The organism is Shewanella loihica PV-4 (assembly GCF_000016065.1).
GTDB lineage: Bacteria > Pseudomonadota > Gammaproteobacteria > Enterobacterales > Shewanellaceae > Shewanella > Shewanella loihica.
In genome coordinates, this window is the sequence record NC_009092.1 from 4581522 (window position 1) to 4602594 (window position 21073).

Annotated in this window: 20 protein-coding genes; 5 read left to right on the top strand and 15 right to left on the bottom strand. The window is 47.8% G+C overall.

Translation table 11 applies throughout. The features are described from left to right. Nucleotides 1-24: 24 nt before the first annotated feature. The 9 genes from atpE to ubiG form a co-directional block, all read right to left on the bottom strand. Entirely contained in the window at nucleotides 25-276 is a 252-nt protein-coding gene (gene atpE, locus SHEW_RS19945; protein WP_011639455.1) for a F0F1 ATP synthase subunit C, read from the bottom strand. 70 nt (nucleotides 277-346) lie between these two features. After that, nucleotides 347-1141 carry a F0F1 ATP synthase subunit A gene (gene atpB, locus SHEW_RS19950; RefSeq protein WP_011867641.1) on the bottom strand — a complete coding sequence of 265 codons (795 nt, stop codon included), beginning with the start codon at nucleotides 1139-1141 and terminating at the stop codon, nucleotides 347-349. Nucleotides 1142-1153: 12 nt separating this feature from the next. Then, entirely contained in the window at nucleotides 1154-1537 is a 384-nt protein-coding gene (locus SHEW_RS19955; RefSeq protein WP_011867642.1) for an ATP synthase subunit I, read from the bottom strand. 225 nt (nucleotides 1538-1762) lie between these two features. After that, the gene (locus tag SHEW_RS19960; RefSeq protein ID WP_011867643.1) at nucleotides 1763-2641 is read right to left on the bottom strand and encodes a ParB/RepB/Spo0J family partition protein; all 879 of its coding nucleotides are present in this window, start codon (nucleotides 2639-2641) and stop codon (nucleotides 1763-1765) included. 10 nt (nucleotides 2642-2651) lie between these two features. Further along, nucleotides 2652-3440, bottom strand: coding sequence for a ParA family protein (locus tag SHEW_RS19965; RefSeq protein WP_011867644.1), 789 nt, complete (start codon nucleotides 3438-3440; stop codon nucleotides 2652-2654). Nucleotides 3441-3536: 96 nt separating this feature from the next. Next, nucleotides 3537-4160 (bottom strand): 16S rRNA (guanine(527)-N(7))-methyltransferase RsmG, encoded by a 624-nt coding sequence (gene rsmG / locus SHEW_RS19970; protein ID WP_041406831.1) that lies wholly within the window; start codon nucleotides 4158-4160, stop codon nucleotides 3537-3539. A 102-nt stretch (nucleotides 4161-4262) separates the two neighbouring features. Further along, a complete protein-coding gene (gene mnmG / locus SHEW_RS19975; protein ID WP_011867646.1) occupies nucleotides 4263-6152 on the bottom strand; it encodes a tRNA uridine-5-carboxymethylaminomethyl(34) synthesis enzyme MnmG in 1890 nt (629 codons plus the stop codon). Between the two features lie 491 nt (nucleotides 6153-6643). Next, nucleotides 6644-7084: an FMN-binding protein MioC gene (mioC, locus tag SHEW_RS19980; RefSeq protein WP_011867647.1), complete on the bottom strand. Its 441-nt coding sequence runs from the start codon at nucleotides 7082-7084 to the stop codon at nucleotides 6644-6646. A 130-nt stretch (nucleotides 7085-7214) separates the two neighbouring features. Next, nucleotides 7215-7997 (bottom strand): bifunctional 2-polyprenyl-6-hydroxyphenol methylase/3-demethylubiquinol 3-O-methyltransferase UbiG, encoded by a 783-nt coding sequence (gene ubiG, locus SHEW_RS19985; RefSeq protein WP_011867648.1) that lies wholly within the window; start codon nucleotides 7995-7997, stop codon nucleotides 7215-7217. 211 nt (nucleotides 7998-8208) lie between these two features. Between ubiG and SHEW_RS19990 the strand changes: the two genes are divergently transcribed. After that, nucleotides 8209-9177 carry a nucleoside hydrolase gene (locus SHEW_RS19990; RefSeq protein WP_011867649.1) on the top strand — a complete coding sequence of 323 codons (969 nt, stop codon included), beginning with the start codon at nucleotides 8209-8211 and terminating at the stop codon, nucleotides 9175-9177. A 37-nt stretch (nucleotides 9178-9214) separates the two neighbouring features. Here the strand turns inward: SHEW_RS19990 and SHEW_RS19995 are convergent, their stop codons facing one another. Then, a complete protein-coding gene (locus SHEW_RS19995; RefSeq protein WP_011867650.1) occupies nucleotides 9215-9856 on the bottom strand; it encodes a LysE family translocator in 642 nt (213 codons plus the stop codon). Nucleotides 9857-10156: 300 nt separating this feature from the next. On the opposite strand from SHEW_RS19995, the gene SHEW_RS20000 reads away from it, so the two are divergent. The 4 genes from SHEW_RS20000 (at nucleotide 10157) to SHEW_RS20015 (ending at nucleotide 16595) form a co-directional block, all read left to right on the top strand. Further along, the gene (locus tag SHEW_RS20000) at nucleotides 10157-10756 is read left to right on the top strand and encodes a sulfotransferase (RefSeq protein WP_502577618.1); all 600 of its coding nucleotides are present in this window, start codon (nucleotides 10157-10159) and stop codon (nucleotides 10754-10756) included. 1622 nt (nucleotides 10757-12378) lie between these two features. Then, nucleotides 12379-12963, top strand: a complete 585-nt coding sequence (locus SHEW_RS20005) for a recombinase family protein (RefSeq protein WP_011867652.1) — start codon at nucleotides 12379-12381, stop codon at nucleotides 12961-12963. Nucleotides 12964-13041: 78 nt separating this feature from the next. Further along, nucleotides 13042-14031, top strand: coding sequence for an AAA family ATPase (locus tag SHEW_RS20010; protein WP_011867653.1), 990 nt, complete (start codon nucleotides 13042-13044; stop codon nucleotides 14029-14031). Between the two features lie 20 nt (nucleotides 14032-14051). Next, the gene (locus SHEW_RS20015; protein ID WP_011867654.1) at nucleotides 14052-16595 is read left to right on the top strand and encodes a S8 family peptidase; all 2544 of its coding nucleotides are present in this window, start codon (nucleotides 14052-14054) and stop codon (nucleotides 16593-16595) included. Nucleotides 16596-16912: 317 nt separating this feature from the next. Here the strand turns inward: SHEW_RS20015 and mnmE are convergent, their stop codons facing one another. From mnmE to rpmH, 5 genes are all read right to left on the bottom strand, one after another. After that, nucleotides 16913-18274 carry a tRNA uridine-5-carboxymethylaminomethyl(34) synthesis GTPase MnmE gene (gene mnmE, locus SHEW_RS20020; RefSeq protein WP_011867655.1) on the bottom strand — a complete coding sequence of 454 codons (1362 nt, stop codon included), beginning with the start codon at nucleotides 18272-18274 and terminating at the stop codon, nucleotides 16913-16915. Between the two features lie 104 nt (nucleotides 18275-18378). Next, on the bottom strand, nucleotides 18379-20007 hold the full coding sequence (gene yidC, locus SHEW_RS20025) for a membrane protein insertase YidC (RefSeq protein ID WP_011867656.1): 1629 nt from the start codon (nucleotides 20005-20007) through the stop codon (nucleotides 18379-18381). Nucleotides 20008-20010: 3 nt separating this feature from the next. Continuing rightward, nucleotides 20011-20265: a membrane protein insertion efficiency factor YidD gene (yidD, locus tag SHEW_RS20495; RefSeq protein WP_011867657.1), complete on the bottom strand. Its 255-nt coding sequence runs from the start codon at nucleotides 20263-20265 to the stop codon at nucleotides 20011-20013. Next, nucleotides 20232-20588, bottom strand: coding sequence for a ribonuclease P protein component (rnpA, locus tag SHEW_RS20500; RefSeq protein ID WP_086023640.1), 357 nt, complete (start codon nucleotides 20586-20588; stop codon nucleotides 20232-20234). Before rnpA ends, yidD begins: the two co-directional genes overlap by 34 nt. Nucleotides 20589-20603: 15 nt before the next feature. Continuing rightward, entirely contained in the window at nucleotides 20604-20741 is a 138-nt protein-coding gene (gene rpmH / locus SHEW_RS20505; RefSeq protein ID WP_011867659.1) for a 50S ribosomal protein L34, read from the bottom strand. Nucleotides 20742-21073: the final 332 nt, after the last annotated feature.

Consider the following 21073-nt stretch of genomic DNA (forward strand, 5'->3'; position numbering starts at 1 on the left):
TTAGATTAAAGACAGAAGCGTTGATTACAGCATTGCACCCAGTGGGTTAGTAAACAGCATAAATAGTGCAATACCTACACCGATCATGGTTACCGCATCCAATAGACCAGCAACAATGAACATCTTAACTTGTAGCATAGGAGCCATTTCTGGTTGACGCGCAGCGCCTTCCAAGAACTTGCCACCTAGTAGGCCGAAACCGATAGCGGTACCTAGAGCACCCATACCAATCAGTAGAGCAACAGCGATAGCTGTCATGCCTAATACAGTTTCCATCTCTATCTCCAATATTCTAAATCTTTAGTTAGTTTGTGATTTAGCTTAAAAAAAATTTCTTCAGCAACCCTTAATGATCTTCATGTGCCATGCTGAGATACACGATCGTCAGCATCATGAAGATAAACGCCTGCAGAGTGATAACCAAAATATGGAAGATTAACCAACCTAGTTGTAGAGTCACACCTAGGGCAGATAACGCCAAGTTAGCACCATACATCAGCGCAATAAGGATGAAGATCAACTCACCTGCGTACAAGTTACCGAACAGACGCAATGCCAATGAAATAGGCTTAGCGATCAGGGTAACCGACTCTAATAGGAGGTTGACGGGTATCATTGCCTTATGGTTAAAAGGCTGTAATGTCAGTTCTTTAACAAAGCCTGAAACGCCCTTGACCTTGATGCTGTAGTAGATAATCAGCACAAACACACCCAGAGCTAAGCTGAAGGTGATGTTTAGGTCGGTAGTTGGTACGACTTTCAGGTGAGTGATCCCGGCCAGGCCAGCAGCCCAAGGCAGCCAATCAACTGGAATCATATCCATGAAGTTCATCATGAATACCCACACAAAAATCGTTAATGCCAACGGAGCAATAACAGGATTGCGGCCATGGAAGGTTTCCTTCACGCTGCCATCGACGAATTCAACGATCATCTCGATAAAGCATTGAAGCTTACCGGGAACACCTGTCGTTGCCTTCTTGCCAACGCTACGGAATAGCCACAAGAATAGAACACCAAGCCCAACCGAAAAGAACAACGAATCAATGTGCCATGTCCAGAAGCCTTCACCAACGTGTAAGTTGGTAAGGTGGTGCTGGATATAGCCCTGCGGTGTTAACGCTTCACCAGTTGCAGCCATGATTCATCCCACTTAACTTTGCTTGAAGTATAAAGGAGCTGTCCAATGCACTATTAGCGCCGAGATATAACAAACAAAAAGCGGCATAAAGACCACTTTAAGATTGATAAATACCAGCGAGAACATTGCTATGGTTAACAGCAACTTTACCGCTTCCCCCCAGTAAAAGGTTTTCATTACCTTTCCTGCTGAACTTGCTCCCGTATGGGAAAAAGCGAGGGTCGCGAATACAAAATTAGGGAGTACAGCAATGGCACCACCTGCTAACGCAGACAGTCCGTACTGAGCTCCCCACACGGCGAAAAAGACAATCGAAACACCCCCAGCCACCGCCGCCTGCATCAACACCAATTTATAGGCAGACCACCGGCCACGACGTGCTAAAACCTTGCTCAATTCATCTTCTCCGCATTCTTACTTTTTGTTTCTATGACCGGACGACAAATTATCAGGCCATCTTAGAGGTACAAAAAGCTTGCGAAAGTATACCTTTTCGCACATTCAAAGCAAGTTTAAGGTAAGTAAAAATGGGGACTTTTAACGTGATCTACGCCAAAAGTCTAAAAGTGAAAGATTAACAGATGTCACAAAGTTACATAATATTACGTTAACTTGGGCTAATTAACGGATTTTCTCAATAATACCATCCAATTCAGCCAAATTTTGATAGTTAATTACCATTTTGCCCTTGCCTTTTTTGTTATGGCTAATGGAAACTTTTGCCCCTAATTTTTCAATTAATTGGCTCTCTAGACGGGCGACATCCTGATCTTTTGCGGGTTTATCGACAATTTCAGGTGGATTTAAGGTTTTATTCACTAATCGTTCAGTTTCACGAACAGTTAGTTCTTTGGCAATCACGGTTCTGGCCAGGTTAGTTTGCTCATCACCAGGCAATGCGAGCAGGGCACGGGCATGCCCCATATCGATATCGCCATATTCCAGCATGCGCTTAACAGGCTCTTCTAAGCCATTCAAACGTAATAGGTTTGATACAGTCGTGCGCGACTTACCCACGGCATCGGCCGTCTGTTGATGGGTCAGTTCGAACTCCTTGATCAGGCGCTCTAGCGCGATAGCCTCTTCCATCGCGTTAAGATCTTCACGCTGAATGTTCTCGATTAAGGCGATAACACCGGCAGCCTCGTCTGGCACCTGTTTGACGATACAGGGCACCTTGTCGAGTTTAGCCAGTTGCGATGCGCGCCAGCGACGCTCACCGGCGATGATCTCATAGCCTTTGTCCGACACCTTACGCACTACGATAGGCTGAATGATCCCCTGGGTCTTGATCGACTCAGCCAGCTCCTCCAGCGCCTCGGGCGACATATCCTTGCGGGGCTGATACTTGCCTGGCTGCAGCAGATCCAGGGCAATCATCTTGAGCTCTTCGTTATTATTCGGCTCGGCCTCTTGCATCGGGGCCTGTCTTGCCGCCGCATGGCTAGTGCTTAACAGTGCGTCTAATCCTTTGCCTAGACCACGTTTTTTGGGTGTCATCTGTTTTTCCTTAAGCTTGCTCTAACTGAGAATGCTGCTCAGCTCGTCGAATGATCTCGCCAGCCAAGGCCAGGTAAGCCTTGGCACCGGCACTAGACTTATCGTAATACATGGCAGGGGCACCAAAACTTGGCGCCTCGGCGAGTCTCACGTTACGCGGGATCACTGTGCGATAAACCTTATCGCCAAAATGCTGTTTTAATTGATCCGACACATCGTTAGCGAGTCGGTTGCGGGGATCGTACATGGTGCGCAGGATCCCTTCGATGGAAAGCCCAGGATTCACCATGGCCGCCAGCTTGCTGATGGTGTCCATCAGGGCGGTCAATCCCTCCAGCGCATAATATTCACACTGCATCGGCACCAAGACAGAATCGGCGGCCGACATGGCGTTAACCGTCAGCATGTTCAGCGATGGCGGGCAATCGATGAAGATAAAATCATAGTAATCTTTGACAGGAGCCAGGGCATTACGCAGGCGGATCTCCCGGGCGAAGAACTCCATCAGCTTGATCTCGGCCGCCGTCACGTCACCATTGCCGGCGATCAGATCGTATTTACCGGCGGTGTCGCGATAAACCACCTCTTCGACCGACTTTTCTTCGACCAAGAGTTCATAGGCGGTGTTTTCGACGCTGTACTTGTCGACACCACTCCCCATAGTCGCATTACCTTGAGGATCGAGATCGATAAGCAACACTTTTCGCTTGGTGGCCGCCAGAGAGGCCGCTAAGTTCACACAAGTTGTTGTTTTTCCGACGCCACCTTTCTGATTGGCCACGGCTATCACTTTACCCACAATATCATCCTGTCTATCACGTTGGTCGATTCGATAGTAAAACGCCCTATCAAATTGCTTGAACTGGTTAAATAATGCAACTCTTAACCCAGGGGACTAAGCCGCTTTGACCACCCGCAGCAGGTGGCGCTGTTCGTCGAGGCGAGGCACCTTGAGCTCGAAGACGTCGGTCAGGGTAAATCCTTCAGGCATGTTCGCCATCTCTTCATCGCTCAACTGTCCCTTCAAGGCATAAAAACAGCCAGTGGGCTTTGGCAGATGGTGGCACCATTGCAACATGTCCTGGATCGACGCGAAGGCGCGGCTGAGCACGCCATCAAACTTCTCTTCGGGTTGATAGGCTTCGACCCGGCTCTCGACCGAACTAATATTACCTATCGCCAGCTCAAATTGAACCTGTTTTTGAAAACGAATCCGCTTGCCCAAGCTATCGAGCAGCACAAACTCTTTATCTGGATTCATGATGGCCAGGGGGATCCCCGGAAGACCAGGTCCAGTGCCCACATCGATGAAACGCTCACCTACCAGGTGAGGACTAGCCGCCAGGCTGTCCATGATATGACGGATCAGCATCTGCTCGGGATCCCGTACGGACGTTAGGTTATAGGCCTTGTTCCATTTGGCAAGCATGGCAACAAAATCAAGCAGTTGCTGTTTCTGCTTCGGAGTAGCCGTCATCTGCATGTCGGCAAGATAGCTGTCTAATTGGGCTGCTAACACAGGAGTATCCTCGATAAACAATGGGATATTATGAAGCCGAGTCGCAGGGATGGGAAGTGCTTGACCTCCCATCCCGGTCATCAAAATAGATTTTTTGCTGGTTTAGGCGCTCTTTCTGAGCAAGCCACGCTTCTTCAGGTGAACGAGTAGAATAGAGATTGCCGCCGGCGTGATCCCCGAGATACGCGAGGCCTGGCCCACGGTATCCGGCTTGTGATCGTTAAGCTTGGCGATCACCTCGTTGGAGAGGCCTGGCACCTCTTGATAGTCGAGATCCTGTGGCAGGCCGGTTTTTTCATGGCGAATCGCCTTGTCTATCTCATCTTGCTGACGCTGGATGTAACCCGAGTATTTCACCTGGATCTGCACCTGCTCGGCGGCGCGTTGATCTTCGATGGCAGGACCAAATCCCTCTACGCTCATCAGCTTAGGGTAATCCAGCTCGGGTCTGCGCAGCAGCTCCTCGAAGGTGGCTTCACGGGTGATAGGCGTGTTGAGATGCGGGTTAAGCGCATCAACCAGCGGCGAGTTAGGGTGGATCCACTGACTACGCAGACGCTGTAACTCGAGCTCGATCGCCTCACGTTTGGCATTGAACTTAGCCCAGCGATCATCATCCACCAGACCTAACTCGCGGCCTTTCTCGGTGAGACGCAGATCGGCATTGTCTTCACGCAGCAGCAGACGGTATTCGGCGCGGCTGGTGAACATGCGGTAGGGTTCTTTGGTACCCAGGGTAGACAGATCGTCGACCAAGACGCCGAGATAAGCCTCGTCACGACGCGGACACCAGGCTTCTTTACCCTGTACCTGCAATGAGGCGTTCATGCCCGCCAACAGGCCTTGGGCACCGGCCTCTTCGTAGCCTGTGGTACCGTTGATTTGCCCTGCGAAGAACAAACCGGAAATTGCCTTGGTTTCTAAAGAGTTTTTCAGATCTCTCGGATCGAAATAGTCGTATTCGATGGCATAACCCGGACGGATGATCTCGGCGTTTTCCATGCCTTGAATCGAACGCACCAGGTTCAGCTGCACATCGAAAGGCAGGCTGGTGGAGATCCCGTTAGGGTAGATCTCGTTGGTGTTCAAGCCTTCGGGCTCGATAAAGATCTGATGCGAGCTCTTGTCGGCGAAGCGATTGATCTTATCTTCGATTGAAGGGCAGTAACGCGGACCTATGCCTTCGATCACCCCTGAATACATGGGGCTTCTGTCTAACCCGCCACGAATGATGTCGTGGGTGCGCTCATTGGTGTGGGTAATAAAACAGGAGATCTGCTTAGGATGATCTTTAACGTCACCGATAAAAGACATCACAGGTAAAGGATCGTCACCTTTCTGCTCAGTCATCAGATCGAAGTTAATGGTGTTGGCATCGATACGTGGTGGCGTACCGGTTTTCAGACGGCCAACACGAATCGGTAATTCACGTAAACGATCGGCAAGGGAGATCGATGGCGGATCGCCGGCACGGCCACCGCTGTAATTTTCCAGACCAATATGGATCTTGCCGCTTAAGAAGGTTCCCGCCGTCAGTACGATTGCAGGAGCCTCGAAGGCCAGTCCCATCTGGGTAACGACCCCGATAACACGATCATTCCCGACGATGAGATCGTCTACCGCTTGTTGGAACAGGCGTAAATTAGGTTGGTTTTGCAGGATCTGTTGGATCTTGGCGCGATAGAGGGCGCGATCCGCCTGTGCACGAGTAGCACGTACCGCTGGGCCTTTACTGGAATTTAAGGTGCGAAACTGAATACCGGCATGATCGGTTGCAACGGCCATGGCGCCACCCAGGGCATCGATCTCCTTAACAAGGTGACCCTTACCAATACCACCAATTGCCGGGTTACAGGACATCTGGCCTAAGGTATCGATATTATGGGTTAACAATAATGTCTTGGACCCCATCCTAGCAGATGCTAATGCTGCTTCGGTTCCTGCATGACCACCGCCAACAACAATTACATCAAACCGCTCATGAAAATGCATCAGATTACCTTAAAACCTATATCGAAAATAAAAATGATATTGCCCATAGATCGGACAGAGTTACTCGATGAGTAGCCGAGTATTTTAGCATCTGGAAAGCCATAGGTGAAAGATCAATTTAGGCCTTTCGATCGCCAAAGGATCTGGCTTATAGATCTTAAGATCTTTATATAGATCTTTATATAGATCTTTTGTTATGTTTACTATTAGGATCGCGATCTTCTGTGGGTAAGTCTATTTACCATTTAAAATCAATAGATAACGAGAGTTCGATCCTGTGATCTGATCGCGATCTAAATGAATTAAGCTTGTGGGTAGATCCCTTACTTATCCACAATGCAGATCTTAGCTGTCGAGGTGGGTTGAATAATGCAGAGTTAGATCAGATCAAAATAATACCTTATCCACATATTTATCATTTTGGATCGTAATTTGTGGATAAGGTAGATCTAATCTGTGGGTGAGATCAGTGTAAAGAGGGAGGAGGGGATCTAAAGCTTATCTTGCCAGCCGCTCAACCACGCCTGGGCGGGCTCTTCGGGGATGGGATCGTATTGCACATCGATCTGGATCTTATCCACATAGACTTGTGCACCGCAATTTTCCATCGCTTCTATCAGTTTTTCCGGCCCCTGACAAAAGGTGTCGTAACTCGAGTCGCCTATGGCGCATAAGGCGTATTTGGTCCGGCTCAGATCCGGCTTTTTGCTGTCGATCTCATCGAAAAATGGCTGCAGATTATCGGGCAGATCGCCTGCGCCATGTGTCGATGAGACGATCAACCACAGGCTCTTGGGATCCAGATCGCTCAGTTCGGCCTTAAGATGTACCTGGGTCTCGTGGCCCCGCTCCTCCAGTTGGGCGGCTAACTCATCGGCGACATACTCGGCGCTTCCTAAGGTGGTGCCGACAATTAGTTCAATTTTTGCCATTATATTTCCTAAATTCAAATAGTTAATCTAGCTAGACAAGCAATGCTGTCAGCAGGCTGATTGCTGCCATCATAAGCCAATTATTGGCGTTGGTCTTCTCTGCTTGCCTCATTTCGCGAGCAGAAGGGGATTAGGCCTCTAAAACCCCAGGTATAGGCTTACTGGCGTAGAGTAGATAGTTGACCGCCGAATTGCTGGTGATCTTCCAGCGGCGGGTGAAGGGATTAAAGGCCATGCCCTCGACCCCTTTGGTCGATAATCCGTGGGGAGTGAGCATCTCGTCCAGCTCTTGGGGGGTAACGAAGTGGTGCCAGTCGTGGGTGCCTGTGGGGAGGTAGCGCATGATGTACTCGGCGCCTATTATGCCGATGAGATAGGATCTCAGGGTGCGATTGAGGGTTGCCATCACCATGAGACCGCCTGGCTTTAACAGGTCACAACAGGAGGCCACCAGCGCCGCCTGATCCTCGACATGTTCGATCACCTCGGTATTTAAGATCACATCATATTGAGGCTGCTCCCTTGGAAGATCGCCTGCCAAGCAATGGCGATACTCTATGGGGATTGACCAGCTGTTAGCGTGGCGGTGTGCCAGGGTGATGTTATGTTCGCTGGCGTCTATGCCCGTTACCCGGGCACCCTGGCTGGCCAAGGGTTCGCACAGCAGGCCGACGCCGCAGCCTATGTCCAATAACGACAGCCCATCGAAGGGGATATCCTGGGTGAGATCGCGTCCAAAATGGCTGGCGATCTGATCTTCTATGGCCGTGAGCCGGGTCTGATTGAAACTGAGCACATGCTTAAACTTGCCGTGGGGATCGCGCCACTCCTTGGCCAGTGCGTCGAACTTGGCGATCTCTGTTTGGCTATCTATCTGGGTCTTGAAGCGGCTCAGTCGGCTTTTGTCTAACATGCTTTAGTTTCTTAATTTAGTTTCTTAATTTAGTTTTTAATCTGTGGCGATACTGGCGGCTACATCCTAAGGGGCTAGCCGCAATTTATCCCTGTATTATAGATGATGCCCCTGGCGATTTTGGTGAGCTAAAAGCTGGATCACGTTAGTTTGGCCGGGGGCAGGCTAAGCTTGTCTCACTTTATACGTCTGCTTAAGGAAGTGAAGTTCAATGGTGCAGAAAATTATTTTAGATACGGATCCAGGCATAGACGATGCGATGGCGATACTGTTCGCTGAGGCACATCCTGGTATCTCGCTCGAGGCGATCACCTGTGTTTATGGCAATGCCACGATAGATAATGCCACGGCCAACGCGCTATTTTTAAAGCAGAAATATGCGCTAAAGGCGGATGTGGTTAAGGGCGCCGACAGGCCTCTGGTGAGACCGCCGGTGGGTCCGACAACTATTGTCCATGGCGAGACAGGCTTTGGCGATTTTCATGCGCCCAGCGTCAAAGATCTTCAGGCGGATCCCAGACCCGCTTATCAATATATTATCGATAGCGTGCGGGCACAGCCCGGCGAGATCACCCTGGTGGCAGTCGGGCCGCTGACCAATTTAGCCCTCGCATTACAGGCGGCGCCGGATATTGTCGATCTGGTAAGAGAGGTGGTGGTGATGGGCGGCGCCTTCGGCGTCAATGGGCATAGGGGCAATGTAACCCCCTATGCCGAGGCCAATATTCATGACGATCCCCATGCGGCAGATCTGGTTTTTACCGCGCGTTGGCCTGTGACCATCATAGGCTTGGATGTAACGCAGCAGAGCTTCTTTACCCGTGAGTATCTCGATGAACTGCGGGATGCGGCAGGGGAGCCGGGGGAGTTTATCTGGACCATTAGCCGCTTCTATCTCAAGTTTTATTCTCAAAAGCTGGGGCTGGAAGGCTGCCATGTACACGACCCATCGGCTATTGCCTATGTGATCGATAAGAGCCTGTTTACCCTGCGAGACGGTCCGGTTCGGGTGGTCACCGATGGGCCGGCCGAAGGCCATACCATACAGAAATTTGATGGTCGTCAGTATCCCCACGACGAGTGGCACGATAAGCCGTCTCAGCGTATAGGGGTTGCGGTGGAAGACAAGCGATTGCTCGCCCTCTATCGGCAGACCTTAGTGGACTATGGCAAGCGTTGATTATGGTAAGAGTGGGCTAATGCCGGCGTGAAGCGCCTTAGCCCACGCTTTGGAGCTGGGAGGCTAGCAGCCAGATGGCCAACAGGAAGAAGATCAGGCCCATGAACTTGTTCTGATTGGTTCTGAACTTCTCGTTGTCGAGTAGATTCTTGCCCAGACTGCCAACCAGAGCCACCAGCAAGAGATTAAAACTTAGCCCCATGATGTTGAGCACTAGCCCCAGGGCCAGCATCTGCTCGGCCGAGCTGGCAGTCAGTTGACTGGAGACAAATTGGGGCAAGAAAAGCACGAAGAAGATCAGCGCCTTAGGGTTTAACAGGTTACTGATCACCGCGCGGCGATAGAGCTGCCTGGCTAATTTTTTCTGCCCGGCGATCTCCGGCGCCTGACTCGGTGTGGCGCGCATACAGTCCCAGCCCATCTTCAGCAGGTAGAGACCACCGGCGATCCTTAATACTTCAAGTGCAATTGGATTGAGGGCGATCAGCGCCGATACCCCCATCGCCGCCAGCAGGGTCAAGATCAAACCCGAGGTGGCATTACCGAAGCTGGCATAGACGCCTACCTTCTTGCCATAGCTAAGACTCGAACTGGCGATGAGTAACATATCGGGCCCGGGGATCAGGAGTAGGGCGATTACCGTGGTTAAATAGAGGGGAAGCAGTGCCAGATCTATCATGGTGTATCTACAAAAATGCCGTCTTAGGTCAAACAAGGCGCGGATTGTACAGGGTTGAAACGAATTTAACAGTGATCTCCTAGTGAAAGCGGCCTCTGTGCTGGCAGCTTGGCTTTACGCTTGTGAATAAACGGCCTAAGGCCCTAAAGTCTGTTTTCCTGCCAAGGTATTTTCACTATACTGCGCCTCCAATTGTACCGAGCCATATCTATGTCGTCTCATCAGCCCGCACCGCCTGCAAGACCCACAAATAAAGTCTTCATCATAGGATTGCCGCGAACCGGCACCACAAGTGTCAGTGTGGCCCTGCTGGAGATGGGACTCAGGGTGGCGCACCAGGCCTTTACCAAACAGGCCGTTATTCTCGCCGATGCCATTTCCGATGCGCCGTGTTTTAGTGATTATCGTCAGCTGCATAGCCTCTATCCGGACGCTAAATTTATCTATCTGGATAGGCCGTTAGATGCCTGGGTGCCTTCGATGCAGATGCTGCTGAGCCGAATGTTGGTGCATCTTGATAAAGAAAGAGGGCGTTTTCACCCTCTGCTTAAGCGCAGTTTCGGCCATACCTTTGGTATCTATCGCGTGGCCGACCCCATGGATGCTGAGCATCTGAAGACTTGTTATCAAGTGCATAAGCAGCAGGTGTTTGATTATTTTCATCAAGATCAGGGGCTCGCGCAGCAGTTCTTGAGTTTACAACTGGATGATCCCCAGAGTTTGCCGCGCTTAGCCAATTTCATTGGGTTGGATGCTCAAGTCGATAGTCCTCAACTTGCTTTTCCCCATCTCAATCGGGGGCGCAATGTCGCCAGCTGGGATGAATATAAGCATGAGCTAAAGATAAGCAGCAACCTGGCCGGGCCTGAAAATCGCAAATATTTCAATTATAAAATTTAGATCAGCGATTGCTTAACTAATAGTTTTCTCGTTTGGTGCTGCCGACGCTATTATCCCGGGTATAAGTCTACCTACAATCGTTGCTGTGACGATTACATTGCTATCTATGGCTCTGCTCTATCAATAGTTCTTCTCTATCTAGTTTCTTTCTACCTCTTCTCTACGAGAGGCTAAATCTGCCTAGTTTCACGTGGAACTCAGCTATCAAGGAGCGAGAGTCATCTCTGCCGGACATAGCTGGCCTGGCTTGGAACATCTGGTTCAAGTTTGGGGGAGACTGGTCGAGGCAAGATTAAGCTCAGGCCAACCCAAGGTAATTGGCACTTAAGGATCTTAAGCTGAGCGTCAGCTATCAGAGTGACAGTACGTGGCTAGTGTGAGTTGCTGAGTCGCCAGCGTAAATCTGGCCTAAAACGCGGGGAACGGCGCGCCTGGTTGGGGGCGCGCGTCAGGTATACGAAAGTCAGCCCAGTGGGAGAGGATACGATCCCAAAAGATCTTATCCAAAATTGACGACATGCTTTTGAGTATAACTTTTTGGTTTAGATCCCGTCGCGGGATCTAAATTTAGCAGCTCGTAAAACAAGCAAGACTAAAAAATTAATATAATCAAAAGATTACATAATAAATTAAGTTATGCACCATTTTTGATCGCAAGGTGAATTACTTGTTGATATCTCTGTTGATTAATTCGATCGCCATCTTGGATGTTTATGCACCAAAATGAGGAAAGATCCCGCTGGGATCTTTCGCTGTTTGTTTAAATAATCTTCTCTGGATACGGCAAAGGCCCTAGCCTTAGGCTATCTGTAGAGGGCAGCATAAATGGCTGTTTGAAAAACGCTCATCTATAGTGCAATAATTTGGCGGCTAAATCTTTAGAAACAGCGTATCTATCATCCGTTTGAAACCAAGCGGAGTTTAGAGCGATTGTTTTTATGGACGTTTGCATTTGCTAGCTCAAGCGTATTGCGTGCAACTTGAGTAATGATTTCGTCCATTCCCCCCATTGCTGCAATTCTAACATTTCGAGCTGCGCCGCCACTAACAATGTTACCGTTCTTTGACATTGTAGGGGTGCACCACGAGTCAGTTTTTTTCATAAAAAATCCCAAGGTTGTCAGATGAACTTAGTAGGGGAAGATTGCGCTTTCTCGATCCAAGAGTTTAGGGCTTTGGCTGACCAGCGTGGGCTGCGTCCAAGCGTTAACGTTGGTTCGGGAAAAGGTGGTAATCCCACGAAGTTGTCATCCTTCCGGACATATGCATTGATAAGAGTTTTCGGATCTTGCCGACGTAATCTCTCAAGTGAAGAACGTGAAATGCAAAGCTTCTTGCAAACGCTATCAATATCGAGAAGAACGTCATCAGAACTGAAATCAAAAACCGCCATACATTTTCCAAAATTTGATGCCAACAGAAGCAATCTGACGCATCCTGATGTATATGTCAATTGCTATCATTGACCATTAGCAAATTATTTTTTTGCTTAGTTACGAGTCTACCTTTTGTCCATAAAACCACCATTTTCTTGACAGTTCATAACTTAGCAAATTGGTTGGAATTTAATCTTATAAATGTGTTAAAATACTTGTATAAAATTCTATGTTAATAAAACGTGCATGAATCAAAAGATTGGCTATGCCAGAGTTTCAACCGACGATCAAAACCTGCATTTGCAGAGAGGTGCGTTGGCTGCTGCTGGTTGCGAGATCATTTACGAGGACAAGGCCAGTGGGAAGAATGCCGCTAGACCCGAACTTGATAACTGCTTAAAGGCTCTTAGACCAGGGGATACGTTGGTCGTTTGGAGGCTAGATAGGTTAGGTCGTAGTTTGGCAGACCTAGTGAACGTTGTTACCCATCTGGTTGATGAGCGACGGGTTGGATTTTTGAGCCTACAAGAACAGATTGAAACGAACAGTGCTTCTGGAAAGCTGGTTTTTCATGTGTTTGCTGCTTTGGCTGAATTTGAGCGAAATTTGATTAGCGAACGTACCAAGGCGGGATTGGAAGCCGCAAGAGCTCGCGGGCGCTTGGGTGGGCGGAAGCCAAAGTTACAGAAAAAAGATATCAGGGAGATTAGGGCATTACTCAAAGATGGTTCTATTCCTGTATCTGATGTTGCTAGGCGATATGGTGTATCTAGAACGACTATTTATAATCATGTAGGGGTGGTGAGTGTACAAAATTCTAGAGGGGATTAAGTGCTTAAACCCTGTCATACTACACAGACTTTATTGTATAAAGTTGGTAAAGTTGCCCCGTCTTATGGAGATTGAATAATGGCTACTGCGGAACAACTAAAAGCGCTTTTAAAGAGTCACGCTGCACGTGACGATCAGCGTTTTTACTCTGTTGCCCTTCAGGTTGCTGCCAAAGAAGCTCGACAGGGGCATAATAAGCTTGCGAGCGATATTAAAAATCTTGTTGAGAAATCTCAGCGTTCTACCAATAAGCTGGGTCTAGCATCGTCTAGAACTATACCTTTTGCGCAACAGAATCAAAGTGAGTTAAAAGGTCTATTAGAGCTCACGCCACACAGTGTTCGTCTTAATGAGCTTGTTCTTTCTGATGACATACAAGAACGTATGGAGAAGGTGATATTAGAACAACGTCAGAAGGACAAACTCAGTCAGTTTGGTTTGCAGCCGCGTAGAAAACTTCTTTTTACTGGTTCTCCTGGAACTGGTAAGACAATGTCTGCATCTATGTTGGCAACAGAGTTAAAATTACCTCTTTATACAATCGTCCTAGATAATCTTATTACACGTTTTATGGGAGAGACTGCTGCAAAGTTGCGTTTGATCTTTGATCATATAAGGCAAACAAGAGCAGTTTATCTTTTTGACGAATTTGATGCTATAGGAACTCAACGAGGTGCACCCAATGATGTTGGGGAAATTCGTAGGGTGTTAAACTCATTTTTGTTATTTGTAGAGCAAGATGCATCAGAGAGTATTATTGTTGCTGCTACAAACCATCCAGAGCTACTAGATCAAGCACTTTATAGAAGATTTGATGACATCATTAAGTTTGAAAAACCAAAATTTGATCAAATATGCCTTCTTATTCAAAATCGTCTATCACTTTTCGATACTGATGATTTTGATTGGGGGATGGTTGCTGAAGCTGCAAATGGTTTGAGCTCTGCTGAGATTACCCGATCTTGTGAAGACGCAGCTAAAGAAGCTGTTTTGAATTTTAATGCAAAAATAACAAGTGAAACACTGTTAAAGGCCTTTTCTAGAAGGCAGTCAGGTAATAACAAATAAAAAGTATATAAGGGAATTGTATGGTTTCTAAAAGGAAGCATTTAGATGTAGCTAGTTTTTTCATTGAGGAAAATTTTAAGTCTAAAAGAACCGGTCGAAACCCAGGAGTTCCTGGACGAAATAGAAACCAACATGGAAGTCACTTAAGAGGTCAATATCAGAATTTAATTGATGCTTATGATCAAAAAAGAGAACATGAAGTTGATACTATAACGGATGATTCAGGGATATATGTTGAAATTATTAGTGTAGATGGGTGTAAGCTTCCGTTAGATAGTTTGGATAACAGAGATTTTAAACTCTGTTCTTGTCAAATGCAGGAAAATAAGGAGTTCGCTTTAGTCTTCATACCTGAAGATCGGCGAGATACTTTCCTTAAAAAAATACAGCAGTATTTAGATCCTCAAAAAGACGGAAAACCAAATAAGGATGGAGTATCTTTTCCTCGAAACCATGCATTAATAGATAGTATTTCTGAGATTAGGCTTGCAAGCTTAGAGTCATTTTGGACAGATCCACCAGAACTTTTTCCCACGGACCGAGACAACGATGTTTGGTGGGAGTTATGGTTGAAAAAAAATGCAATTGATGGTGTTGAAAATATAGCAGCTTCTCTTGCAGAAAGAGTAAATGGTCGTTTAGGAAATACATCCATATCATTTTTCAACTCATTTGTTGTTCTTATTAAATCTTCAGTTCGTAATTTAGAAAAAGCACCAGAATTGATTTCAAATTTAGAAGAAATTCGAAAAGCTAAGGACACACCTGTTCCAATACTTAGTTCTTCACCAAAGGAACAACAAGAGTGGCTGCAGAGCATTTCTGATCGAGTTTCTTTTTCAGAGAATATAACAACTAGTGTATCAATCCTGGATACTGGCGTTAATTATAATAACATGCTGTTAAGTAAAGTGTGTTGTGATGATTTTGCAGTTTCTTGGGATCCTGATTGGCCTAAATATGATCAATATCAACCACTAACACCGTTTAATGAGCATGGTTCGTTGCAAGCAGGACTAGCAGCATTTGGGAATTTGATGGATGTCGTATTGAAAAATAGCGCCATTCAACTGTCACATGTTATTGAGTCAGCGAGAATTTTACCTCCGCAAGGCAACAATGATCCCTTGCTATATGGGGCTATAACGGTAGGAACAGCATACAAACTTGAAGTAGATAGGCCTGATTTAAATAGAGTATATAGTCTTGCTGTTACTTCTGATCATGAGAGAGAAAGTGGCAGACCTTCTTCATGGTCTGCAGAAATTGATCAATTCACTTCTGGTATGCAAGATGGAAAGCGGAGACTTTTTGTTATTTCTGCCGGTAACAATTTAGATATTCGTCCTGACCAAGACTACTGGGATCAAGTAAATCTCGCGCAGATAGAAGATCCAGCTCAAGCATGGAATGCTATTACCGTTGGGGCATATACAGAAATGACAACAAATGATGATCCCTATTTTGAAGGTTGGTCGCCGTTTGCGATGGAGGGAGATGTTGCTCCATCAAGTCGTTCTTCAGTGAATTGGGCATGGAGAAGGCAAGCACCATTTAAACCTGATGTTGTTGCTGAAGGTGGAAATCGGCTTTTGTCACCAGATAGGACGGAAGTTAGTAATGAAGATACGGTTGGATTATTAACAACATCAGGAAGAACCACAGGTCAGGTTTTTGAGCGGGGAAGTGATACAAGCGCTGCATGTGCTTTAGTTTCTCGGTGTGCGGCCCAGTTAACAGCCGAATATCCAGAATTTTGGCCTGAAACTATCCGAGGCTTAATAATCCATTCTGCGGAGTGGACTCCACGAATGATGGAGCGATTTGGGCTACTAAGTGCTGTGCATAGTCCTAAAGTGGCAAAAGAAACCTTGCTACGTACGGTTGGATATGGTGTTACAAATATTGATAAAGCTAGATACAGTGCAGATCATGCACTTACTTTGATCGCTGAGGGGGAGATTCAGCCATTTATAAAACCTCAAAATGCTAGTGCATCATCCGATCCTAAATTAAATCAAATGAAGCTTTATCAGTTACCTTGGCCTTTGACTGAGCTGCAAAACTTACCGCCAGAGTTAGAGGTTAAATTAAAAGTTACGTTATCGTATTTCATAGAGCCTAACCCCGGAAGACGAGGTTATCGTACAAGATATAGCTATCAATCTCATGGTTTAAGGTTTGAAACAATCAGACCAGGGCAGTCACTAGAGAACTTCCGTGCTTACATTAATGGTTTAGCAAATATGGATGATTATGATGGGCCAGAGGGTGATAGTGATGGGTGGTTCTTAGGAGATCAATTGAGAACAAGAGGCTCAGTTCATTCAGATGAATGGACTGGTAGTGCTCAAGATCTAGCTGACATGCACACCATAGCTGTTTTTCCTGTAGGCGGATGGTGGAAGTATAAAACTGCGGAAGAACGGTGGGAAAATAGAGTGCGGTTTAGCCTTCTTGTTAGTATCGAAGTTCCGGATGAAAATGTTGATATTTACTCTGTAATAGAAAATCAGATTCAAGTAGCAATAGAAAATCAGGTTGAAATAGAAATTACAACTTGAAGATTTGCATCAAAAAGCAATCAAAAAAGCGGGTTTCAATAATGATCCCTGAATCGCCATCCATTTCCTAGACACCTTTCGAGTTAGGATTACGCTTGTTTACTGATACCTTCATCTCCGCTCCTTTTTGCTCCCATTACTCCAAAATTCTAACCTGGGAGTAAATAGGGATCAATTTTTAGCAAAGCGGAGCAAAAGCATGTGAAATGCAGCAAAACCGCTTCGCAACAAAAAGTGAATAATTGCCTTTAAAAACAATTGCTTATTTTGATTTGTTTTGAAGGGTTTTACCACGTTTCTCTGATTGATGAGCTACTTCACTTCCCGATACAGAATGAACTGAAGATCTTGCCGAGAAGATCGTCTGAGGTGAACTTTCCGGTGATTTCCGAGAGTGCTAGTTGACACATGCGCAGCTCTTCTGCCAGGAGCTCACCCGCTTGATAGACCTCTAACTGTTCCTGACCCAGTGCCAGATGACTGCTGGCGAGCTCTAATGCTTCTAAGTGACGACGACGAGCCAGGAAACCGCCCTCTAGGTTGCTCTGATAGCCCATTAGGGACTTAAGGTGCGCCTTGAGTTCATCCACGCCCGAGCCTGTCTTGGCAGACAGACGGAATACTTTGTGGCCCTGCTCGTCGGTGGCGTCTAACGACTCACCGGTCAGATCGGCCTTGTTGCGCACCACTGTCACCCCAAGGTTTTTGGGTAGGCGATCGATAAAGTCTGGCCAGATGTCATGGGGATCGACGGCGTCCGTGGTGGTGCCATCCACCATGAAGAGCACTTGATCGGCAGTCTCTATCTCGGCCCAAGCGCGCTCTATCCCTATCTGCTCTACCGTGTCTGTGGTGTCGCGCAGGCCGGCCGTGTCTATGATGTGTAGTGGCATGCCGTCGAGATGGATATGTTCTCGCAGCACGTCTCGGGTGGTGCCGGCGATTTCGGTAACGATAGCCGACTCTTTACCCGCGAGAGCGTTGAGCAGGCTGGACTTGCCCGCGTTGGGACGACCGGCGATCACCACCTTCATCCCTTCGCGTATGATGGCGCCCTGCTTGGCACTGGACTGCACCGAATCGAGCTTGGTGATGATCTTGCCAAGTGAAGCGGCAATCTTACCGTCGGAGAGAAAGTCCACCTCCTCGTCGGGAAAGTCTATCGCGGCTTCCACGTAGAGACGCAGGTTGGTGACCTGATCCACCAGCTCGTGGACCTGAGTGGAGAACTCACCCTGTAGCGAGTTGAGCGCGCTCTTGGCCGCCTGTTCACTGGTGGCATCGATCAGATCGGCTATCGCCTCGGCCTGGGTCAGATCCAGCTTGTCGTTCATGAAGGCCTGCTCGCTGAATTCGCCAGGCTTGGCGATACGCACGCCATCGACATCCATGACACGCTTGATCAGCATATCCAGCACTACCTGGCCACCGTGGCCCTGCAGCTCGAGCACATCTTCGCCGGTGAAGGAGTTAGGGCCCTTGAAGTAGAGGGCGATGCCTTGGTCGATCACCGCGCCATCGGCGGCCTTGAAATCACAGTAGTCGGCATAACGTACTTTAGGCAGATGCCCGAGTACCGCCATGGCTACGTCGCTGGCCTTGTCGCCAGAGACCCTGATGATACCTACGCCGCCGCGGCCTGGTGCGGTTGCTTGTGCCACGATAGTATCTGTCGTCATTACTGTGTTTCCTGCGCTGATGGAGTGAAAGCTGTCTTCATTAAAAAGCAAAAAGCGGTCAATACTGAGTATCCGACCGCTTTTTCATTAGTTGGAGCTAGAGGTTATTTTAACCCTTTTTTCTCCAAACCGGCATAGATGATCTTCTGCTGGGTGATGGCCACCAAGTTACCGACCAACCAGTAAAGTACCAGACCCGCTGGGAACCAGAGGAAGAAGACGGTAAAGATAACTGGCATCCACTGCATCATCTTCTGTTGCATAGGATCCATGGTCGGAGCCATCGGCTGCATCTTCTGCATCAGGAACATAGATACACCCATCAGCAGCGGCAGTACATAGTATGGATCTTGTACCGAAAGGTCGGTGATCCATAGCATGAATGGCGCGTGACGCAGCTCGTAGCTTTCCAGCAGTACCCAGTAGAGGGCGATGAAGATAGGCATCTGTAGCAAGATAGGCAGACAGCCACCCATAGGGTTCACTTTCTCTTTCTTGTACAGTTCCATCATGGCCTGACCCATCTTCTGACGGTCATCGCCGAAGCGTTCTTTCATGTCCTGCAGTTTAGGTTGCAGGTTACGCATCTTGGCCATAGAGGTGTATTGCGCCTTAGTCAGCGGGTACAACATACCACGTACGGTCAGCGTAATTAGGATAATCGCCACACCCCAGTTACCCACGAATGATTGATAGAACATCAACAACCAGTGGATTGGGATTGCCAGCCACCATAGGAAGCCGTAATCAACTACCAGATTCAGCGATTCAGAGATGGCCGATAGGGCCTCTTGATCCTTAGGACCCACGTAGAACTGGGCACTGATAGTCTGCTGTGTACCAGGTGCGACATCATAGACGGCACCACGGAAACCGATATTGGCCAGGCCGCCGGCGCTTACGCTAGAGAAGATGGTGTTTTGATCGTTAGCTGGTGGTACCCAGGCTGATACGAAGTAGTGTTGCAGCATGGCTGCCCAACCACCTAGGGTCTTCTTGTCTAGGTTCTTGTCGGCCATATCTTCGAAGCTGTACTTCTCGTAGCGGGTATCTGCTGTCGAGAAGGCGGCGCCGCGATAGGTCGGCATCATCATGCTGCTTTCGCTTTTCTTGATGCTGTGCTTGATCTGACCATACATCTGCACCTGTAGCTGCTCGGCTGAGGTGTTGTTGATGCGATATTCAACACCGACGTCGAACTTGCCTCTGTGCAGGGTGAACACCTTAGTGTAGGTCACGCCATTGTCGGCAACATAGGTCAGTGGGATCTCCAGGGTATCCTGGCCATCGGCTAGGGTATAGGCCTGTGACTGGCTGCTAAAGTGGGCACGGCCCTTAGTGCTGCTGTCGATGCCGTTACGGCCGATCAGACCACTCTGAGAGATGTAGTAGATATCTTTGGTTTGCTGCAGCAGGACGAAAGGTTCTTCCTTGTCTTGCTCCAGTTTATGACCCACCAGCGCAGAGTAGACGATATCGCCACCCACTGGGTTAATTTTCAGGGTCAGTTGGTCTGTCGTGACGCTAATGAGTTCTTTAGAGGCGGCTACTGCTTCTGGAAGAGCAGCGTCGGCATCGGGAACGTCAGCACTGTGCGCATCTGTGACGGTTGAAGCTACAACTGAAGATTCAGTGGCAACCGGTTGCGGATTTTTGTCTGTTTGCCATTGCTGCCACAGCAAAAAGCTGACAAAAAGCAGACCGATGAGCAATATATTGCGTTGAGATTCCATAGCCTATTTATTACACCTGTTATTTTTTGGAGGGACGGGATCTTCACCGCCCGGATGTAAAGGGTGACATTTTAATACGCGTTTCCCTGCAAACCAACTCCCTTTCACAAATCCGTGCAATCGAATCGCTTCGAGCGCGTAATTGGAACATGTGGGGTGAAAACGGCACTTTGGCCCCAGTATAGGGCTGATAAAGATTTGGTAGCCTCGGATCAGCTTAGTGGCTAGCCATTGTAACGGCGACTGAGCTTGCGCCATAACTTCTCTACCTGTTTGTGCAATGCTGCATTATCCATTTCCAATACACCGTTTCTGACGAGCACGACGATATCGAGCGGCGGTAATTCGTGTTGGTGCAAACGAAAACTGTCGCGGATGATACGTTTAACTCGGTTGCGCTGATTGGCTCGCTTAACATAACGCTTTGCAACAGTTAATCCAATACGAGGATGCTGTAACTCATTAGGGATGGCGAGTAAGGTTATTTCAGCTGAAGAAGCTTTGATGGGATTGGAGAATACAGATTTGAATTGCGCGGGAGTTAACAGACGTAACTCCCGCGTAAAGGTATAGCTGGTCACTTGCATTTCTACTTATTAAGCAGAAAGACGAGCGCGACCTTTTGCACGACGACGTGCGATAACCTTACGGCCACCAACAGTAGCCATACGAGCGCGGAAGCCGTGAGAACGCTTGCGCTTCAGGTTGCTAGGTTGAAAAGTACGTTTACTCATTATGGCAATCCGTCTTTGTTAGGTGAATAAACCTTATCCCTATAAAAGAGGTAAGGGCAAAAAAGAGGCCGAATTGTAATCACTTTAGTTAAGCCCGTCAACAAGCAAAACCCTCAAGTGGGTAAAATCTGCCTCTATATCTTCTTATCAAGTTATCCTTACACACTATCTAGTGTGGATAACTCTGTGAATGGCCACTATATCTTGTGGATCTAGTGATCATTAGCCAGATCGAAGGTCGCCAATTATAGATCGATCTGGATCGCTTAATAAAGCTGAGTTTGCTGCTTTGTCAGATTATTTTGATCGTTAAGGATCGTTTTGGATCTGCG